At 63.0% G+C, this 16,916-nt stretch carries 18 protein-coding genes; 2 read left to right on the top strand and 16 right to left on the bottom strand.

What is annotated here, in order from left to right; translation table 11 throughout:
* Positions 1–21: 21 nt before the first annotated feature.
* A complete protein-coding gene (locus H8695_RS08845) occupies positions 22–1,803 on the bottom strand; it encodes a Na/Pi symporter (RefSeq protein WP_249300701.1) in 1,782 nt (593 codons plus the stop codon).
* An 82-nt stretch (positions 1,804–1,885) separates the two neighbouring features.
* Positions 1,886–2,116 carry an HPr family phosphocarrier protein gene (locus H8695_RS08840; RefSeq protein WP_249300699.1) on the bottom strand — a complete coding sequence of 77 codons (231 nt, stop codon included), beginning with the start codon at positions 2,114–2,116 and terminating at the stop codon, positions 1,886–1,888.
* Between the two features lie 141 nt (positions 2,117–2,257).
* Between H8695_RS08840 and mtaB the strand changes: the two genes are divergently transcribed.
* On the top strand, positions 2,258–3,574 hold the full coding sequence (gene mtaB, locus H8695_RS08835) for a tRNA (N(6)-L-threonylcarbamoyladenosine(37)-C(2))-methylthiotransferase MtaB (protein WP_249300697.1): 1,317 nt from the start codon (positions 2,258–2,260) through the stop codon (positions 3,572–3,574).
* A gap of 94 nt (positions 3,575–3,668) precedes the next feature.
* Positions 3,669–3,884, top strand: coding sequence for a helix-turn-helix domain-containing protein (locus tag H8695_RS08830; protein WP_249300695.1), 216 nt, complete (start codon positions 3,669–3,671; stop codon positions 3,882–3,884).
* Between the two features lie 38 nt (positions 3,885–3,922).
* Here the strand turns inward: H8695_RS08830 and H8695_RS08825 are convergent, their stop codons facing one another.
* The 14 genes from H8695_RS08825 to H8695_RS08760 all read right to left on the bottom strand — a co-directional run bounded on the left by H8695_RS08825 (position 3,923) and on the right by H8695_RS08760 (position 16,879).
* Positions 3,923–4,858, bottom strand: a complete 936-nt coding sequence (locus H8695_RS08825) for an ROK family protein (protein ID WP_249300693.1) — start codon at positions 4,856–4,858, stop codon at positions 3,923–3,925.
* Positions 4,859–4,863: 5 nt separating this feature from the next.
* Positions 4,864–5,256, bottom strand: a complete 393-nt coding sequence (locus H8695_RS08820; RefSeq protein ID WP_249300691.1) for a zinc ribbon domain-containing protein — start codon at positions 5,254–5,256, stop codon at positions 4,864–4,866.
* Positions 5,243–5,686 carry a hypothetical protein gene (locus tag H8695_RS08815; protein ID WP_249300689.1) on the bottom strand — a complete coding sequence of 148 codons (444 nt, stop codon included), beginning with the start codon at positions 5,684–5,686 and terminating at the stop codon, positions 5,243–5,245. The genes H8695_RS08820 and H8695_RS08815 overlap by 14 nt, the downstream gene beginning before the upstream one ends.
* 370 nt (positions 5,687–6,056) lie before the next feature.
* A complete protein-coding gene (gene purD / locus H8695_RS08810; RefSeq protein WP_249300687.1) occupies positions 6,057–7,319 on the bottom strand; it encodes a phosphoribosylamine--glycine ligase in 1,263 nt (420 codons plus the stop codon).
* A gap of 10 nt (positions 7,320–7,329) precedes the next feature.
* Positions 7,330–8,874, bottom strand: coding sequence for a bifunctional phosphoribosylaminoimidazolecarboxamide formyltransferase/IMP cyclohydrolase (gene purH, locus H8695_RS08805; protein ID WP_249300685.1), 1,545 nt, complete (start codon positions 8,872–8,874; stop codon positions 7,330–7,332).
* Positions 8,871–9,512, bottom strand: coding sequence for a phosphoribosylglycinamide formyltransferase (gene purN, locus H8695_RS08800; RefSeq protein WP_249300683.1), 642 nt, complete (start codon positions 9,510–9,512; stop codon positions 8,871–8,873). Before purN ends, purH begins: the two co-directional genes overlap by 4 nt.
* A complete protein-coding gene (purM, locus tag H8695_RS08795; protein ID WP_249300682.1) occupies positions 9,506–10,540 on the bottom strand; it encodes a phosphoribosylformylglycinamidine cyclo-ligase in 1,035 nt (344 codons plus the stop codon). Before purM ends, purN begins: the two co-directional genes overlap by 7 nt.
* Before the next feature lie 10 nt (positions 10,541–10,550).
* Positions 10,551–11,954, bottom strand: a complete 1,404-nt coding sequence (purF, locus tag H8695_RS08790) for an amidophosphoribosyltransferase (protein ID WP_249300680.1) — start codon at positions 11,952–11,954, stop codon at positions 10,551–10,553.
* A gap of 10 nt (positions 11,955–11,964) precedes the next feature.
* Positions 11,965–12,675, bottom strand: a complete 711-nt coding sequence (gene purC, locus H8695_RS08785) for a phosphoribosylaminoimidazolesuccinocarboxamide synthase (protein ID WP_249300678.1) — start codon at positions 12,673–12,675, stop codon at positions 11,965–11,967.
* A complete protein-coding gene (gene purE / locus H8695_RS08780) occupies positions 12,672–13,172 on the bottom strand; it encodes a 5-(carboxyamino)imidazole ribonucleotide mutase (protein ID WP_249300676.1) in 501 nt (166 codons plus the stop codon). The genes purC and purE overlap by 4 nt, the downstream gene beginning before the upstream one ends.
* 336 nt (positions 13,173–13,508) lie before the next feature.
* The gene (gene hpf / locus H8695_RS08775) at positions 13,509–14,033 is read right to left on the bottom strand and encodes a ribosome hibernation-promoting factor, HPF/YfiA family (RefSeq protein WP_249300674.1); all 525 of its coding nucleotides are present in this window, start codon (positions 14,031–14,033) and stop codon (positions 13,509–13,511) included.
* 196 nt (positions 14,034–14,229) lie between these two features.
* Positions 14,230–15,075: a fumarate hydratase gene (locus tag H8695_RS08770; protein WP_249300672.1), complete on the bottom strand. Its 846-nt coding sequence runs from the start codon at positions 15,073–15,075 to the stop codon at positions 14,230–14,232.
* Entirely contained in the window at positions 15,072–16,217 is a 1,146-nt protein-coding gene (locus tag H8695_RS08765) for an amidohydrolase (RefSeq protein WP_249300670.1), read from the bottom strand. Before H8695_RS08765 ends, H8695_RS08770 begins: the two co-directional genes overlap by 4 nt.
* A gap of 206 nt (positions 16,218–16,423) precedes the next feature.
* Complete coding sequence (locus tag H8695_RS08760; RefSeq protein WP_249300668.1) at positions 16,424–16,879, bottom strand: S1 RNA-binding domain-containing protein; 456 nt, start codon at positions 16,877–16,879, stop codon at positions 16,424–16,426.
* Positions 16,880–16,916 lie beyond the last annotated feature (37 nt).

Raw genomic sequence — 16,916 nt, 5'->3', positions numbered from 1 at the left:
GGTTGACCGGCCGCCGAACTGTCAATGGATTTTTTCAAGTGGGATGAGATACTTCTCGGTGTACTCGTCGAATTTTTCCTTGTACTCGCCGCTGACGCCCTCGTGCACCTTGCGCAGATGCTCATGGGGGTCGAATTTGGTCGAGCGCTCCACCATTTTGATGACGTTGACCGCGATGTTGGAGCAGTGGTCCGAGATGCGCTCGAGATTGGTCAGCACCTCGATGAACGAGATGCCCGACTGCACGTTGCAGATGCCGGCCTGAAGCCGTTCGACGTGCTTGTTCTTGAGCGTCTCTTTCATCACGTCGATGACCTCCTCGAGAGGTTCGACCTGCGCGGCGAGCGCCGCGTCGTTGTTCTCAAAGGCCATGACGGTCATCGAGAGAATCTCGCGCACAGCGTTGTTGATGGTCTCAAGCTCTCTCTGTGCCGACTCCGAGAGGGTGATGCCGTTCTCGTGGTTGTACTCGCCCACCTCGGCGATGTTGACGCTGTAGTCGCCGATGCGCTCAAAGTCGCCGATGGCGTGCAGGTACTCGCTCGCCGTCTTGCTGTCGTGGTCGTTGAGATTGCCGGAGGTGATGCGCACAAGGTAGTTGCCGAGCAGCGATTCGGACTTGTCGAGAAAATTCTCCTCGTCGTTTAAGTGCTTGAACTCCTTGTTGTCAAACTTCTGAACCAGGTTGCACGAGCGGTAGAAATTCGCAAAGGCGGTCTCCCCCATATCCACAATGACCTTGCGGCACTGCTCGAGCGCAAGCCCCGGCGTTGCGAGAAAGCGGTCCTCAAGCAGATTTTCGTCCTCGCGCGAGCGCTCGCCCTTTTTGTCGCGCACCGTTCTCTTGGCGAGCTTGGCAAGCTGATTGGTAAAGGGCAGCAGAATGATGGTGTTGACCACGTTGAACAGAATGTGGAAGTCGGCGATGGAGCCTCTGGTCATGGCGTCGCCCCAGAACGAGAAGCCCACCGTGTACTGGATGGCGTAGATGCCGATCAGGAAGATGATCGAGCCGATCACATTGAAGTAGAGGTGTACGGTCGCGGCGCGCTTTGCGTTCTTGTTGGCGCCGATGCTCGCCATGATGACCGGAATGCAGGTGCCGATGTTGGTGCCGAGGATGATGGGCGCGGCCGTCGCAAAGGTGATGGCGCCCGTCGCCGAGAGGGCCTGCAAAATGCCGATGGAGGCCGAGGAGCTCTGCAGCACCGCCGTCAGCACGGCGCCGAGCGCCACGCCGAGCAGCGGATTCGACACCGCGGCCATGGCCTGCTGAAACTGGGGCAGATCGCGAAGCGGCGTCAAGGTCTGTTCCATGGTGGACATGCCGAAGAAGAGCATGCCGAGCCCCGCGATGAGGCTGCCGATGTCCTTGGTCTTTTTGCCGCTGCCGAACACCACCATCATCGTGCCGATGATCAGGAGAATCGGGGCGAGGTTGTTGGGCTTGATGAGCGTCAGCAGAAAGCCGACGCCGCTGACGTCGCCCAGGCGCAGAATCTGCGCGGTGACGGTCGTGCCGATGTTGGCGCCCATGATGGCCGGAATGGCCTGGGTGAGCTTCATGATGCCGGCGTTGACAAAGCCGACGATCATGACCGTCGTCGCCGACGAACTCTGAATAACCGCCGTGACCGCGGCGCCGAGCGCCACGCCCTTGAGGCGGTTCTTCGTCATTTTTTCAAGGGTCTTCTCGAGCTTGGCGCCCGCGAGTTTCTCGAGCGAGCCGCTCATGATCTTCATGCCATAGAGAAAAAGCGCTATTCCCGCCAGAACCGGCAGATACGTTACAAAAGCGTCCACGACATCCTCCGTAATGGAAATTTGGCAAAAAAAGAGGCAAAGGGTAAGGGGAATGCTCTCCCGGCCGATTGCCTGTCTGAGTCTATTTTACAAGAAAGGGCTCGAGCTCGTCAATGAGAGGATCGACCTCATTGCCTCTCGCCTCGAGCTCAATGGGGTTTGCCAGATCCAGGCTGAAAATGCCCATGATGGATTTCGCGTCGATGATGTAGCGGCCCGAGACCAGATCCACATCGAAGTCGTACTTGCTGACGATGTTGACAAACTGCTTGACATCGTTGATCGAGTTCAGTTTGATGGTCACACTCTTCATATCCATTTCCTCCGCATCTTATCTCACTTTTCTACACTTTCCATGATAGCAAACCGGGCGGCGGTTTACAAGCGGCTCTTGTACTTTTTTTTGAAATTCGCTATACTGGGCAGGAATGCAGACAAAAGGGGGAACCGCCGAATGAGAGCCGCCTTTCTCACGCTCGGCTGCAAAGTAAATCAGGTGGAGACGCAGGTCATCCGCGAACAGTTCAAGGCCGCCGGCTACGAGCTCGTCGACTTTGACGAACCGGCCGACGTCTACGTGGTCAACACCTGCTCGGTCACGGCCGTCAGCGACAAGAAGTCGCGCCAGGCGCTGCGCCGGGCAAAGCGCCGCAACCCCGCGGCCATCGTGGTGGCCACCGGCTGCTACCCCCAGACTGCGCCCGCCGAGCTCGAGGCCATGCGCGAGGTCGACGTGGTGGTCGGCAACCGCCGAAAGAGCGAGATCCTCGACGCCGTCGCCGAGGCCCAGCGCAGCATGGGGCGCGTCGTGCGCCTGCGCGATCTCACCCACGAGAGCCGCTTTGAACCCCTGCGCGCCACGGCCCATTTTGAGCACACCCGAGCCGCCGTCAAGATTCAGGACGGCTGCGACAACTTCTGTGCCTACTGCATCATCCCCTACGCGCGCGGGCGCATCTGCTCAAAGCCCCTCGACGAGGCGGTTGAGGAGCTGCGCGGCCTCGCCCGGCGCGGCTTTCTGGAAATCGTGCTCACCGGCATTGAGATCGCCTCCTACGGCGAGGGGGGCGAGATCGCGCTTGTCGATCTGCTCGAGGCCTGCGACGCGGCCCTCGACGAGATGGGTTCGCCCGCGCGCCTGCGCCTCGGCTCGCTCGAGCCGCGCATCGTCACGCCCGCCTTTGTCGCGCGCCTTGCGAATCTTCACCACATCTGCCCGCAGTTTCACCTCTCGCTGCAGTCCGGCTGCGACGAGACGCTGCGGCGCATGAACCGCAAATACGACACCGCCCTCTACCGCGAGGCGGTGCGCCTGCTGCGCCGGCACATTCCCCACACGGCGATCACCACCGATCTGATGGTGGGCTTCCCCGGCGAGACCGACGCGGAACTGGAACAGACGCTTCTCTTTCTCGATGAGATCGGCTTTGCGAAAGTCCATGTCTTCGCCTACTCGCGCCGCCCCGGCACCGCAGCCGACCGCATGCCCGGCCAGATACCCGTCCGTGTGAAAGAGCTGCGCTCCCACCTCGTCATCGAGCGCATGGAGCGCGCCCGGCAGGCGTTTTTCGCCGCTCAGCTCGGCGAGGTCTTCCCCGTGCTCTTTGAGACCGAGGTGTCGCCCGGCGTCTTCGAGGGGGTCACGCCCAATTACACGCCTGTGCGCGCCGCGTCGTCCGAGCCTCTGGCCGGTACGCTCCGGCCGGTGCTTCTCACCGGCGCCGGCGCCGACTGGTGCGAGGGAGTCTTGGCCGACAAAACGGAAAAATAAGCCATCTTAGAACCAATCGGTACTGCCACGGCATATTTCCCCAGCTGCTGTGCTAAAGTCAGAATAAATTATTCTGACTTTAGGGGAGATGAGCATGCACTTTCAGCGGCTGCACGATCTGCGCGAGGATCAGGATCTGACCCAGGAGGAGGTTGGCCGGGTGCTCGGCATTCAGCAGACGGTCTACTCCCGCTATGAGAGAGGAATCCAGACCATCCCGGTTGAGCATCTGATCCGGCTTGCGGATTTCTATAAGACCTCCACCGATTACATCCTCGGCCGTACCAACAACCGTGGACCCATCCGGTAAAAGCAGACCCGGCGCCGCAGCGCCGGGTCTGTTCTGTTCTATTGCCGCGGTGTGAGCGCCGCCGCGCCGAGTATCCCCGCATCACCGCCGAGCGCTGCCATGACGACCGGCGGCAGCCGCTGCCCGAGATAGGCCTCGCGGCTGAGCTTTTCCCGGATGGGGGCGAGCACATACTCCCCCTCGGGCGCGATGCCGCCCCCGATGACCACACAGCCCGGGTCGAGCAGATTGACGAGATTCACCACCCCGTCGCCGATGTGACCGATGAAGCTGGACACAAGCGCGGCCGCCCTCTCGCTGCCGCCTCTTGCGAGCGCGAAGATCTCCCGGCCGTTTAAGCAGCCCTCGTCGCGCAGTCTCGCGAGAGGAATGTCTCCCCCGTCCGCCGCCCGCTGTGCCGCGCGGATGAGCGCCGGGAACGCCGCGTAGCGCTCAAGGCACCCGCGCCGCCCGCAGGAGCAGAGCTCGCCGCCCGCGATGAGCGTGGTGTGCCCAAATTCACCGGCGGCGCCCCGCATACCCGTGACAAGTGTGCCGTCACGCACGACGCCGAGGCCGACGCCCGTGCCGATGGTCAAAAGCGCCATGTCAGAGCGCCGCTCGCCGCCGAAGAGCGCCTCGCCGAGCGCGGCGCAGTCGGCGTCGTTGCCCACGGCGACGGGCAGTCCCGTGGCCTCGCCCAGGCGCTCGCGCAGCGCCACGTCGCGCCAGCCGAGGTTGTTGCAGAAGAGAACGCGCCCGCTGTCCGGCTCCACCGCGCCGGGTGTTCCCACGCCGAGAGAGGCGACGCCGCCCGGTCCCGCGCCGCACTCGGCCGAAAGCTCCCGCACGAGGGACACCATGCGGGCGATGACGGCATGTTCCCCCTCGGCGGCGCGCGTCGGCACCGAGCGGCGCACAAGCAGCTCGCCACCGGCGACAAGGCCCGCGGCGATGTTGGTGCCCCCGAGATCCATTCCGATGCGGTACTCCATGGCGCTCAGTCGGGCAGCTTTCTGCCGCAGGCGCGGCAGTAGGCGTAGTCGCCCTCGGTGGGCGCGCCGCAGTAGGGGCAGAACCGCTCTGGCGCACCCGCGTCCGCGCGGGCCGCCGGGCGCTCGCCCATGCGCGCATTCGGGTCGAGGGGGTCGGGCTCCTCGCCGTGCTCGGTGATGTCAAAGGCGGACATGCGGTTCTTTGCCGTGGCGTTGTAAAAGGCGTAGATCGCCTGCCCCACGGCGAGCAGAATGAATACCACCCCGAACCCCACAAAGAAGCCGGGCGCGCCCATGCTCGCCGCGCCAATGGTCCAAAAGACGCCAAACACACCGGCGGCAATCGAGCCGACGGCGCTCATCATCGAGGGGCCTCTGCCCGGTTTAATGCTCTTCATCTGTCTGCTCCTCCCCTGTAAGCTCTTCCGGCTCTTCCGGCTCTTCCGGCTCTTCCGGCTCTTCCGGCTCTTCCGGCTCTTCCGGCTCTTCCGGCTCTTCCGGCTCTTCCGGCTCTTCCGAATTCTCCTGTTCGAGCGCCTCGAATTCCTCGAGCTCGGCCATCGCCCGCATCAGCTCCTGCTTGCGGGCGATGCGCGCGGCCCTGCCCGCCTCGCGCTCGGCGGCCTCGGCCTGCTCGCGCGCCTCATTCTCCCGCTGAGCCTTTCGCTCGGCGAGCGTCTTTTTGACGGCGAAGACCATATTGAAAGCCCCCACCAGTGTGACGATGACGCACACCGCAATCAGCGCCGGGTTCTCGCCGGTGCGAATCGCATTCACCGTCATGGTGACCATGATCGCCGTAAAGACGACCGCTGCCATTCCCGCCATGTTGTCTCTCCCATCTCTTTGGGCATGCCGCAGACGGCATCCCATTTTTTGTTCGGCCGCACTGCAACACAGTACACAGCGCCCATACTATATGGCCATATTTCCAGCCGTCCCGCGGGCACTTATACCACAGTGGTCGCGCGCATGGCCGAACATTATGTAATAGTCGCTTTGGTAAGATAATATCATAAGCGCGAAGCAATCATGATATATGGCCTTGTTTTCTGCCGTCCCGCAGGGACTGCCCCGCAAGGGGCGAGAAAAATGGCCTAAATTCCATATAATAGCCGCTCTGCGGCTATTATACCACACCCGCTCACAGGCGGTCAAAAAGGCTCTGCCGTTCCGGCAGAGCCTTTCCAAATAGTAATTATTTAATGCCTATATCCCGGCGGTAATGCGCTTTTTCAAAGCTGACATGGCCGACGGCGTCGTACGCCGCGCGGATGGCCGTGTCGAGATCGTCTCCGAGAGCGGTCACGCCGAGCACACGGCCGCCCGCCGTGAGAACGCGCTCCCCCTCGAGGCGGGTGCCGGCGTGAAAGACTGTCACACCCGGCAGAGCGTTCGTCTCCTCGAGACCCGCAATGGGGAAGCCGGTCTCGTATTTGCCGGGGTAGCCGCCCGACGCGAGCACGACGCAGACCGCCGCCCCGTCGTCCCACTCGATCTCGGCGGTGTCAAGGCGCTCGTCGGCGACGGCGTCGAAAATCTCGAAGAGGTCGCTCTTGAGCCGCGGCAGAACCACCTGGGTCTCGGGGTCGCCGAAGCGGGCGTTGTACTCAATGACATAGGGCTCGCCGTCCACAATCATCAGCCCGAAGTAGAGACAGCCCCGAAACGGTCTTCCGAGCTCGTTCATGGCCCGCACAGTCGGCAGAAAGATGCGCTGCATACAGGTCTCGGCGAGCGCGGGGGTGTAGATGCGGCTCGGGCTGAATGTTCCCATGCCGCCGGTATTCGGCCCCTCGTCATGGTCGAAAGCACGCTTGTGGTCCTGCGCCGACACCATCGGGCGCACGGTCTTGCCATCCGTAAAGGCGAGCACCGACACCTCGGGGCCTCTCAGGCACTGCTCGATGAGAATGCGGCTGCCCGCCTCGCCGAAGGCGCGCTGCTCCATCATGTCGCCGACCGCCTGCATGGCCTGCTGCTCGTTTTTGGCGATGATGACGCCCTTGCCGAGCGCGAGGCCGTCCGCCTTGATGACAGTGGGGTACTCGTTTTTCTCCCTGAGATAGCGCCGCGCCTCATCCGGGTCGTCGAAGATCTCAAAGTCCGCCGTCGGAATGCCCGCGTCGCGCATCATCTGCTTTGCGAAGATCTTGCTGCCCTCGATGAGAGCGGCGTTTTTGCGCGGGCCGAAGCACTTGACGCCCTCGGCCTCGAGCGCGTCGACCATGCCGAGCATGAGCGGGTCGTCCGGCGCGACCACCACGAAGTCAATGGCGTTCTCCCGCACAAAGCGCACCATGCCCTCAACGTCCGTCGCCTTGATCGGCACACAGGTCGCGAGCGCGGCAATGCCGCCGTTTCCCGGCGCGCAGAAGAGCTCCGTGACGCGCCTCGACTGGCTGAGCTTCCACACGAGGGTGTGTTCGCGGCCGCCGCCGCCGACTACCAGTACTCTCATAGGCCCTCCCTCAGTGCTTGAAGTGGCGCATGCCGGTGAAGACCATGGCGATGCCGTACTCGTTGCACTTTTTGATCGAATCCTCGTCGCGGATGGAGCCGCCCGGCTGGATGATGGCGGTGATGCCCGCCTGATGGGCCGCCTCGACGCAGTCGTCAAAGGGGAAGAAAGCGTCGCTGCCCATGACCGAGCCCGCAGCCTTGTCGCCCGCGTACTTGATCGCAAGCTCGAGCGCCGTGATGCGGTTAGTCTGTCCCGGGCCGACGCCCACGGTCTGGTCGCCTTTCACCAGCACAATGGCGTTCGATTTTGTGTGTTTGACCACCCGCCACGCAAACTTGAGCTGCGCGAGCTCTTCCGCGGTGGGCGCGCGGTCGGTGACCACCTTGAGTTCCTCCTCGTTCATCAGCTCACAGTCGAGCTCCTGCACGAGAAGCCCGCCCGCGACTTTCTTCATGTCGAGAAATTCCCTTTTGTTCTTCTGGCGAATCTCGGGCAGCTCAAGCACGCGGATGTTCTTCTTGCGGCAGAGAATCTCGAGCGCCTCGGGCTCGTAGCCGGGCGCGATGACGATTTCGACAAAGATCTTCGCAATCTCCTCGGCCGTCGCCGCGTCCACTCTCTCGTTGAGCGCCACGATGCCGCCGAAGATCGAGACCGGGTCGGCGTTGTACATGTTCACATACGCCTCGTGCAGCGTCTTGCCGAGGCCCACGCCGCAGGGATTGGCGTGCTTGACGCCCACGGCGCACACGCCGTCAAACTCCTTTAAGGTGTCGAGCGCGCCGTTTGCGTCGTTGATGTTGTTGTAGGAGAGCTCCTTGCCGTGCAGCTGCTTTGCCGCGGCAATGGTGCCCTCAAAGCCCTTTCCGACCTCGCGGTAGAAAGCGCCGCGCTGGTGCGGGTTCTCGCCGTAGCGCATATCCTGCACTTTCTCATAGGTCATGGTGATGGTCTCGGGCAGCGGGTCGTCCCCCGCCTGTCTGCCGAGCCAGTTCGAGATCATGGCGTCGTAGTTCGCCGTGTGGGCGAAGACCTTGCGCGCCAGGCGCGCCTTGGTCTCAAGCGAGATTTTGCCCAGCTTCATCTCGGCGAGCACGCCGTCGTAGTCGCGCGGGTCGACGATCACGGTCACATCCTGCCAGTTTTTTGCCGCGGCGCGGATCATGGTCGGCCCGCCGATGTCAATGTTCTCAATGGCCTCTTCAAAGGTGACGTCGTCCTTGAGAATGGTCGCCTTGAACGGGTAGAGGTTGATGACCACCATGTCGATGGTGCTGATGCCGAGCTTTGCGATCTGGGCCATGTGTTCGGGGTGGTCGCGCCGGGCGAGAATGCCCGCGTGAATCACCGGGTGAAGCGTCTTGACCCGGCCGTCGAGGCACTCGGGAAAGCCGGTCAGCTCCGACACGCCGAGCACCGGAATGCCCGCGTCCCTGAGCACGCGCTTCGTGCCGCCGGTCGACACCAGCTCAAAGCCGAGACCGTGCAGCTCGCGGGCAAACTCCACAATGCCCGTCTTGTCGGAAACACTCAAAAGAGCTCTCTTTTTCATGGTTCATTACCCCCCTGAAGAATGGTTGTTCGATTGCCGTCCACCGCGATGCGCCCCTCGCAGAAGAGGCTCACCGCCCGCGGCAGAAGTTTCCACTCCGCCTCGCGCATCACGCGCTGCTGGAGCGATTCGGCGGTGTCGTCCTCCCGCACGGCGACCGCCTGCTGCAGCACAATGGGCCCGCCGTCGGTGATCTCACTGACAAAGTGCACCGTCGCGCCCGTGACCTTGACTCCCGCCGCGAGCGCGCGCTCGTGCACGCGCAGACCGTAGAACCCGTCGCCGCAAAACGCCGGAATCAGCGACGGGTGGATGTTGAGTATCCTGTTTCGATAGGCCGCGACCATCTCCGGCCCCAGCACGCACAGAAAGCCCGCAAGCACCACAAGGCCGATGCCCCGGCTCTGCAGAAGCGCGATGAGCGCCCGGTCGTAGTCGCCGCGCGCGGCGTACTCGCGCCGCGGCAGCGTCACGGCCTCAATGCCCGCCTGAGCGGCCCGCTCGAGGGCGTATGCCCCGGCGCTGCTCGACACGACGAGCGCAAGCTCTCCGCCCCGGATCTCCCCGCGGCGTTCGGCGTCGATGAGCGCCTGCAAATTCGTGCCGCCGCCCGAGACCAGAACGGCGATTTTTACCACAGGACGACCCCCTCGGGCCCCTGCTTCACCTCGCCGAGCACGCAGGCGCGCTCGCCGCAGGCCGTGAGCACCCGCACCGCCTCGTCGGCCTGCTGTGCCGGCACGGCGGCGATCATGCCGATGCCCATGTTGAAGGTGTTGTACATGTCGCGCTCGGGAATGTCTCCGCGGCGCTGTAAGAGCGAAAAGATCGCGGGCAGCTCGTAGGCGTCCTTTCTGATGTGGGCGGTGAGCCCCTCGCGCAGCATGCGCGGCACATTCTCGTAGAAGCCGCCGCCGGTGATGTGGGAAACCGCTTTGACCTCGACCTTTCCGATCAGCTCGAGCATGGGCTTGACGTAGATTCTCGTCGGGGTCAAAAGCGCCTCGCCGAGCGTGCAGCCGAGCTCGTCCACATACTCGCCGACCGTCTTTTCGTCAATGCCGAAGACCTTTCTCACCAGCGAGAAGCCGTTGGAGTGGACGCCCGACGACGCAAGGCCGATCAGCGCGTCGCCCGCCTCGAGCCGCGAGCCGTCGATGATGGCGCCGCGCTCGACGATGCCGGTGCTGTAGCCCGCGAGGTCGTACTCGTCCTCGGGGTAGAAGCCGGGCATCTCGGCGGTCTCGCCGCCGACGAGGGCGCAGCCCGCCGCGACGCAGCCGTCCGCCACGCCGCGCACAATCGCGGCGATGCGCTCGGGCAGGTTTTTGCCGCAGGCGATGTAGTCGAGAAAATAGAGCGGCTTTGCGCCCGAGCAGATGATGTCGTTGACGCACATCGCCACGCAGTCCTGCCCGACGGTGTCGTGTTTGTCCATGAGAAAGGCGAGCTTGAGCTTGGTGCCGACCCCGTCGGTACCCGATACGAGGACCGGGCGCTCATAGCCCGTAAGGTCGAGCTCGAAGAGCCCGCCGAAGCCGCCGATGCCGGTGAGCACACCGGGGATGGCCGTGCGTTTGACGTCCGCTTTCATCAGCTCGACCGCGCGGTAGCCCGCGGTCACGTCGACGCCCGCCGCCTTGTAGCTGTCACTGAAACTCTTCATGGTCCCTCCGTCATTCAAAGATGTTTTTCGACTGGTCGTCCTCGTCCACGTCGATGGGGTATTTGCCCGTGAAGCACCCCTCGCAGAAGTGGCACTTGGCCCCGACCGGAATCTTTCTGAGATTCTCGATCGACAGGTATCCGAGGCTCTCCACGCCGAGGTGGCGGCGGATCTCCTGGAGGGAGTGGTTGTTCGCAATGAGCTTGTCGCGCGAGTCGATGTCGGTGCCGAAGTAGCAGGGGTTGAGAAACGGCGGCGACGACACCCGCATGTGGATCTCCTTTGCCCCCGCCTCGCGCAGCGAGTTTACAATGCGCTTGGAGGTCGTACCGCGCACAATCGAGTCGTCGACCATGACCACGCGCTTGCCCTTGACGGCGCTCGCCAGCGGGTTGAGCTTGATGCGCACCGAGGTCTCGCGCTGGCCCTGGGTGGGCTGGATGAAAGTGCGCCCGATGTAGCGGTTCTTGATGAAGCCGATGCCGTAGGGGATGCCCGACTGCTTTGCATAGCCGAGCGCCGCGTCAAGCCCCGAGTCGGGCACGCCGACGACGATGTCGGCCTCGACCGGGTGCTCGATGGCGAGATACTTGCCGGCCTCCTGGCGGGCCTGGTGCACGCTCGCCCCCTCGATCACCGAGTCGGGCCGCGCGAAGTAGACGTATTCAAAGATGCAGATCGACGGCTTTTTGCCGCAGTGGCGCCGCAGCGAGCGCGGCCCCTTTTCGTCGACCACGACCACCTCGCCCGGGTCGATGTCCCGGATAAACGTCGCGCCGATGGCGTCGATGGCGCAGCTCTCGGAGGCGAAGACATAGGAGTTCTCGAGCTTGCCCATGCACAGCGGGCGGAAGCCGTCCGGGTCGCGCGCGGCAATGAGCTTCTGGGGGCTCATGATGACCAGCGAGTAGGCCCCCTCGAGATGATCCATCGCGTTTTCAATGGCCTCCTCCACGGTCTTTGTGTGCAGGCGCTCCTTGGCAATGACGTAGGTGATGACCTCCGTGTCGTTGGTCGACTGGAAGATGGCGCCGCTGTGCTCGAGCTCACGGCGCAGTTTGTTTGAATTGGTGAGATTTCCGTTGTGGGCGAGCGCGAGCGTGCCCTTGACATACTTGGTCACAAGCGGCTGGGCGTTCTCGCGGGTGGGATTGCCGGTGGTTGAATAGCGGCAGTGGCCGATCGCCATGTGCCCCGTCAGCCGGTTCAGTACGGGCTCGGTGAAGACGTCGGGCACAAGGCCGATGTCCTTCTGCACGAAGATGTCGCGGTTGTCGTTGACGGCGATGCCGCAGCTCTCCTGCCCTCTGTGCTGAAGCGCGAAGAGCGCATAGTAGGTCGTTCTCGCGGCGCCGTGGCCGTCCACGTCATAGATGCCGAAGACGCCGCACTCCTCTTTCAACTTGTCAAACATGCTGTACTCCTTATTCGCCGAGCAGTCTCTTGAGAATTTCCTGGTAGGCGTCCTCGACGTTGCCGAGGTCGCGGCGGAAGCGGTCCTTGTCGAGCTTTTCGCCGGTGGTGCTGTCCCAGAAGCGGCAGGTGTCGGGCGAGATCTCATCGGCGAGAATGATCCTGCCGTCGGCGTCCTTGCCGAATTCGAGTTTGAAGTCGATCAGCTCGATGTTCGCGTCCTTGAGGTAGTCGCCGAGAATCTGGTTGATCTTCAGCGCATACCCGGCGATGGTGTCGAGCTCCTCGCGGGTGGCGAGCCCCATCGCGAGCGCGTGGTAGTCGTTGATCATCGGGTCGCCGAGCTCATCGTCCTTGTAGCTGTACTCGAGCACCGTGCAGCCGAGCTTCTGTCCCTCGGGAATGCCGAGGCGCTTCGAGAGCGAGCCCGCGGCGATGTTTCGCACAATCACCTCAAGCGGCACGATCTTGACATGCCGAACGAGCGTCTCGCGGTCCGAGAGCTGCTCGACGAAGTGGGTCGGGATGCCGTGCTTTTCGAGCATCTGCATCAGAAAGTTTGAGACCTTGTTGTTGATGACGCCCTTGCCCTCAATGGTTCCCTTCTTCAGGCCGTTGAAAGCGGTCGCGTCGTCCTTGTAGTCGACAATGACGAGATTCGCGTCATCCGTCGCGTACACCTTTTTTGCCTTGCCCTCGTAGAGCTGCTGCATTTTCTTCATAGCTTTTCTACCTCCGCCATCACTGCGCGGTCCTTTTCCATGACCTCGCGCTCCATGTTTATTTTAAAACTCTCGAGTTTTTCGCTCAGCGTCTCGTCCGACAGCGCCAGCATCTGCACCGCGAGCAGCGCCGCGTTCTGCGCCCCGTCTATGGCCACGGTCGCCACCGGGATGCCCTTTGGCATCTGCACCATCGACAGAAGCGAGTCGAGCCCGTCCATTGTGGAGGATTTGACCGGCACGCCGATGACCGGCAGCGTCGTGTAGGCGGCGAGCACACCGCCGAGATGCGCGGCCTTGCCGGCGGCCGCAATGATGACCGCGATGCCGTTTTCCCGCGCGCCCTTTGCAAACGCCTCGGCCGCGCCCGGCGTGCGGTGGGCCGAGATGACGCGCACCTCAAACGGCACCTCGAACTGCCGCAGCGTTTTGACCGCGTCCCGCATGACGGGGAGGTCGCTGTCGCTGCCCATGACAATGGCTACTTTTCTCTTCATTTCACTTCTCCTTTTCGCTCTCTGCTGAAAAACAAAAAACACCCCTTGTCGAAGTGTTTTGTCATGATAGTTGCACTACTGCTATGTACTTGTCGCCCGCGCTCGCCATACCGCGGCACGAAACGGGGGGTCTGTTCACTTTGACGTTGCCGACACAGCGCGCCATATCGAGATCCCTCTTTTCAAAAGATAGTTCTATCATATTGGATTTTCCGACTGATTGCAAGAGCTTTTGCATTTTTCGGCAAACTGCCGACGGCTCCGTCGAAAAATGCCGCCCGCTTTGGCCGGAATAACAAAGAAAAGGGGGGAGACGCGGTCTCCCCCCTGCTGTCCTCAGCGGTCTTCAATGGGCGCGATCAGGCCGTAGCCACCGTCGTTTCGGCGGTAGACCACGCGGATCTTCTCGCTTTTCAGATCGCGGAACACATAGAACTGGTGGCCGAGCAGGTTCATCTGCAAAATGGCGTCCTCCACGTCCATGGGCTTGACCGCGAACTCCTTGACGCGGATGAGCTCAATGGGCTCCTCCGCGACGGTGTCGGTGTAGGCCTCGACAAACGCGCCCTCCTTGAGGCGCTTTTCGAGGCGGGTCTTGTTCTTGCGAAGCTGGCGCTCGAGGGAGTCCACCGCGCCGTCGAGAGACTGGAACATGTCGCCCGTCGCCTCCTGCGCACGGAAGATCATCCCGTGGTAGAAGACGGTGATCTCAATTCTCTCCAGATCCCTCTCGGTCGAGAGCTTGACCGCCGCATCCGTGTCCGCCTGGAAATACCGGTCGAGCTTTACGAGCTTTTTTTCGATTCTCGTCTTGAGTGCGTCCGTTACCGTGAATTTTTTTGTGTTGATGGTAATGTTCATAGAAACACTCCCTTCATTTATTGAAAGCTCACCGCCGAGGCGATGAGACTTTTTTCCGCATTGCCCTCTTCGGTTTGTGATTTTATTATAACAAATCGCCTTTCACTTGTCTATTCCTTGTGCGATTTTTACAACAAGTTCACAGTTTCGACAAACGGCGTACAAAAAGGCGCCCGCCGTGTGGCGGGCGCCGTCTCTACAGCTCCATGCTGCGGTGGCGTGTGACGTGGCAGCCGATGTTGACCGCGACCGGCAGCCCCGCAATGTGGGTGGCGTAGGTTCTGATGTTGACGCCGAGCGCCGTCGTGACGCCGCCGAAGCCCTGCGGCCCGATGCCGGTGCGGTTGAGCCTCTCGAGGATCTCGCGCTCCATGTCGGCGTAGTAGGGGTCGGGGTTCGGCCGGTCGATGGGCTCGGTGATCGCGCGCTTTGCCAGCAGCGCCGACAGCTCGAAGTCGCCGCCGATGCCGACGCCGACCACTACCGGCGGGCAGGGATTGCTGCCCGCGCGCTCCACCGCCTCGACGACGAAGTTCACCACGTCCTCCCGGGTGGCGGAGGGCGTCATCATGCGCAGCGCGCTCATGTTCTCGCTGCCGAAGCCCTTGGGCGCCACCGTGATTTTGACTCTGTCGCCCGGCACGATCTCGGTGTGCAGAATCGCCGGCGTGTTGTCGCCGGTGTTGACCCTCTCCCGGAGCGGGTCGCCCACCACCGAGCAGCGCAGATAGCCGTTTGTATACCCGTTCGAGACGCCCCGGTCGACCGCCTCGCGCAGGCTGCCGCCCACGAGGTGGACCTCCTGGCCGAGCTCGAGAAAGATGACCGCCATGCCCGTGTCCTGGCAGACGGGAATCTTCATGTCTTTCGCGGCCTGCATATTTTCAAGGTAGGCCTCGAGAATGCTGCGCGCGAGCGGCGAGCGCTCCTCGTCGATCGAGCTTTTGATGCGCCCGACGATGTCGTCGGTGAGCACCATGTTCGCCTCGATGCACATCATCTCCACGGCCCTTGTGATGGTGGATACGTCTACTTCTCTCATCTGGAAGCCTCCTCGGTTGTAAAGACCCTCTCGCCGCGGATGTAGACCGCGTCGGGCCGGGCCTGAATGTCAAGCGGATCGCGCGAAAAGATGCAAAAGTCGGCGTCCGTGCCGGGGCGCAGCGAGCCCTTGCGCCCGTCGATGCCGCAGATCTTCGCGGCGTTTGACGTGATAGCGCGAAGCGCCGCGTCGTGGTCCATGCCCGCGCGCACGGCGAGCGCCGCGCAGACCGGCAGCGCCCAGACCGGCGTCTCGGGGTGGTCGGTCGTGATGGCCGTGAGCACTCCCGCGCGCTCGAGCGCGCCCGGAGTCTCGAAGCTGAGATTTCGCAGCTCCGGCTTCGAGGCAAAGGTGAGCCCCGGGCCCACCACGGCCCGCGCTCCCGCCTCGGCGAGCTCACGGGCGATCAGGTGGCCCTCGGTGCAGTGGATGAGCACGCAGTCGAGCCCAAACTCCCGCGCCAGGCGCAGCGCCGTGAAGATGTCGTCGGCGCGGTGCGCGTGGATGTGCACAGGCAGCTCCCCGCACAGCGCGCGCAGCAGCGTCTCGTCGCGCAGGCTGTAGTCGGCCCGGCCCGCGGCGCGGCGCTCGCCGTACTCGCGCGCCCGGCAGAACGCCCCGCGGATGAGAGCCGCCGTCGTCATGCGCACGGTCGGCTGTGTCTCTTTTCCCCCGCGCGGGTTCTCCCCGAGCGCCATCTTCAGCGCGCAGGGCTCGCGCACCACCATGTCGTCGACGCACACGCCCGCCGTCTCCACGGCGATCAGCTGCCCGCCGATGGGGTTCGCGCTGCCGGGGCCGGTCACAACGGTGGTGACGCCCGCGGCGCGCGCCGCGGCAAACGACGGCTCGCGCGGGTTGAGCGCGTCGAGCGCGCGCAGCTCGGCGAGCACCGCGCCGGACTTGTCCTCGTTTCCGTCAAAAAAGCGCTCGGGGGTGCCGTCCTCCCAGAGGCCGAGATGGCAGTGCGCCTCCACAAAGCCCGGGCAGACAATCCGTCCGCCCACGTCGAGCGCGCCGGCCTGCCCGGCGGCGAGCTCCTCCATCGGGCCGACGCGGGCGATCTTTTCCCCCTCGGTCTCGACAAAGCCATCTGCAATCCAGCTCTCGCCGGTGAAGAGTTTCGCGTTGGTCAGTAACATGCCGTTTACCTCAAAATTTCCAAAATATGGGTTGACAATATTTGGTAAATATGCTATCCTAACAGTGCGTTGTTTACTCCCCTTATTTACCCATTCATTCCTTTTTCACGGCCGGCAGCTTTTGCCGGCCGCCTTTTTTTGCCCGGCGGGCAGAGTTTGACCCGCGCAGACAAAAGAAAAGGCGTTGCCAAAACGCCTTTTCACTCTCAATATCTGCCCGACTTGCGGTAGCTTCCGCCGCCGCGCTTGCCGTCGGCGTTTTTCTTGAGCGTCGAGATCTTCTCGTCGCTGTCCTGCTTGAAGCGGCTCATCATGTCCTCAAAGGTGAGCCCCTCGGTGCGCCGCGGCGACCACTCAAAGCGGTCGGGGCGTGGGGAAGAGGCGGCGGGTCTCGCCGTCTGCCGCTGGCGCGGCGCGGGTGCGGGCGGCGGCGCGAGCTGCTTGATCGACAGGTTGATGCGGCCCTGGGCGTCGATGTTGATCACCTTGACGCGCACCTCGTCGCCCTCTTTGAGATGGTCGCGAATTTCCCGTACAAAGGTGGGCGCCACCTCCGAGATGTGCACCATGCCGGTCTTGCCCTCCGGCAGCGCGACAAAGGCGCCGAACTTCGTGATACTGGTGACCTTGCCCTCCAGCACCGCCCCAACTTCAAATTGCATAAAACGCTGTGTCCTCCCTTATTAGTCTGCGTATCTC

Source organism: Feifania hominis (assembly GCF_014384765.1).
Classification (GTDB): domain Bacteria; phylum Bacillota; class Clostridia; order Oscillospirales; family Feifaniaceae; genus Feifania; species Feifania hominis.
Note: the sequence above shows the minus strand (reverse complement) of the source record. Positions and strands in the feature narration are given on the sequence as shown.

Coding starts and splice junctions, on each gene's coding strand:
- H8695_RS08760 (WP_249300668.1), bottom strand. CDS start 16,879: ATGCAATTTGAAGTTGGGGCGGTGCTGGAGGGCAAGGTCACCAGTATC.
- mtaB (WP_249300697.1), top strand. CDS start 2,258: ATGAGAGCCGCCTTTCTCACGCTCGGCTGCAAAGTAAATCAGGTGGAG.
- H8695_RS08840 (WP_249300699.1), bottom strand. CDS start 2,116: ATGAAGAGTGTGACCATCAAACTGAACTCGATCAACGATGTCAAGCAG.
- H8695_RS08770 (WP_249300672.1), bottom strand. CDS start 15,075: ATGAGAGAAGTAGACGTATCCACCATCACAAGGGCCGTGGAGATGATG.
- purM (WP_249300682.1), bottom strand. CDS start 10,540: ATGAAGAGTTTCAGTGACAGCTACAAGGCGGCGGGCGTCGACGTGACC.
- purC (WP_249300678.1), bottom strand. CDS start 12,675: ATGAAGAAAATGCAGCAGCTCTACGAGGGCAAGGCAAAAAAGGTGTAC.
- purF (WP_249300680.1), bottom strand. CDS start 11,954: ATGTTTGACAAGTTGAAAGAGGAGTGCGGCGTCTTCGGCATCTATGAC.
- purH (WP_249300685.1), bottom strand. CDS start 8,874: ATGAAAAAGAGAGCTCTTTTGAGTGTTTCCGACAAGACGGGCATTGTG.
- H8695_RS08815 (WP_249300689.1), bottom strand. CDS start 5,686: ATGGCGGGAATGGCAGCGGTCGTCTTTACGGCGATCATGGTCACCATG.
- H8695_RS08820 (WP_249300691.1), bottom strand. CDS start 5,256: ATGAAGAGCATTAAACCGGGCAGAGGCCCCTCGATGATGAGCGCCGTC.
- hpf (WP_249300674.1), bottom strand. CDS start 14,033: ATGAACATTACCATCAACACAAAAAAATTCACGGTAACGGACGCACTC.
- purD (WP_249300687.1), bottom strand. CDS start 7,319: ATGAGAGTACTGGTAGTCGGCGGCGGCGGCCGCGAACACACCCTCGTG.
- H8695_RS08765 (WP_249300670.1), bottom strand. CDS start 16,217: ATGTTACTGACCAACGCGAAACTCTTCACCGGCGAGAGCTGGATTGCA.
- H8695_RS08825 (WP_249300693.1), bottom strand. CDS start 4,858: ATGGAGTACCGCATCGGAATGGATCTCGGGGGCACCAACATCGCCGCG.
- purE (WP_249300676.1), bottom strand. CDS start 13,172: ATGAAGAGAAAAGTAGCCATTGTCATGGGCAGCGACAGCGACCTCCCC.
- H8695_RS08830 (WP_249300695.1), top strand. CDS start 3,669: ATGCACTTTCAGCGGCTGCACGATCTGCGCGAGGATCAGGATCTGACC.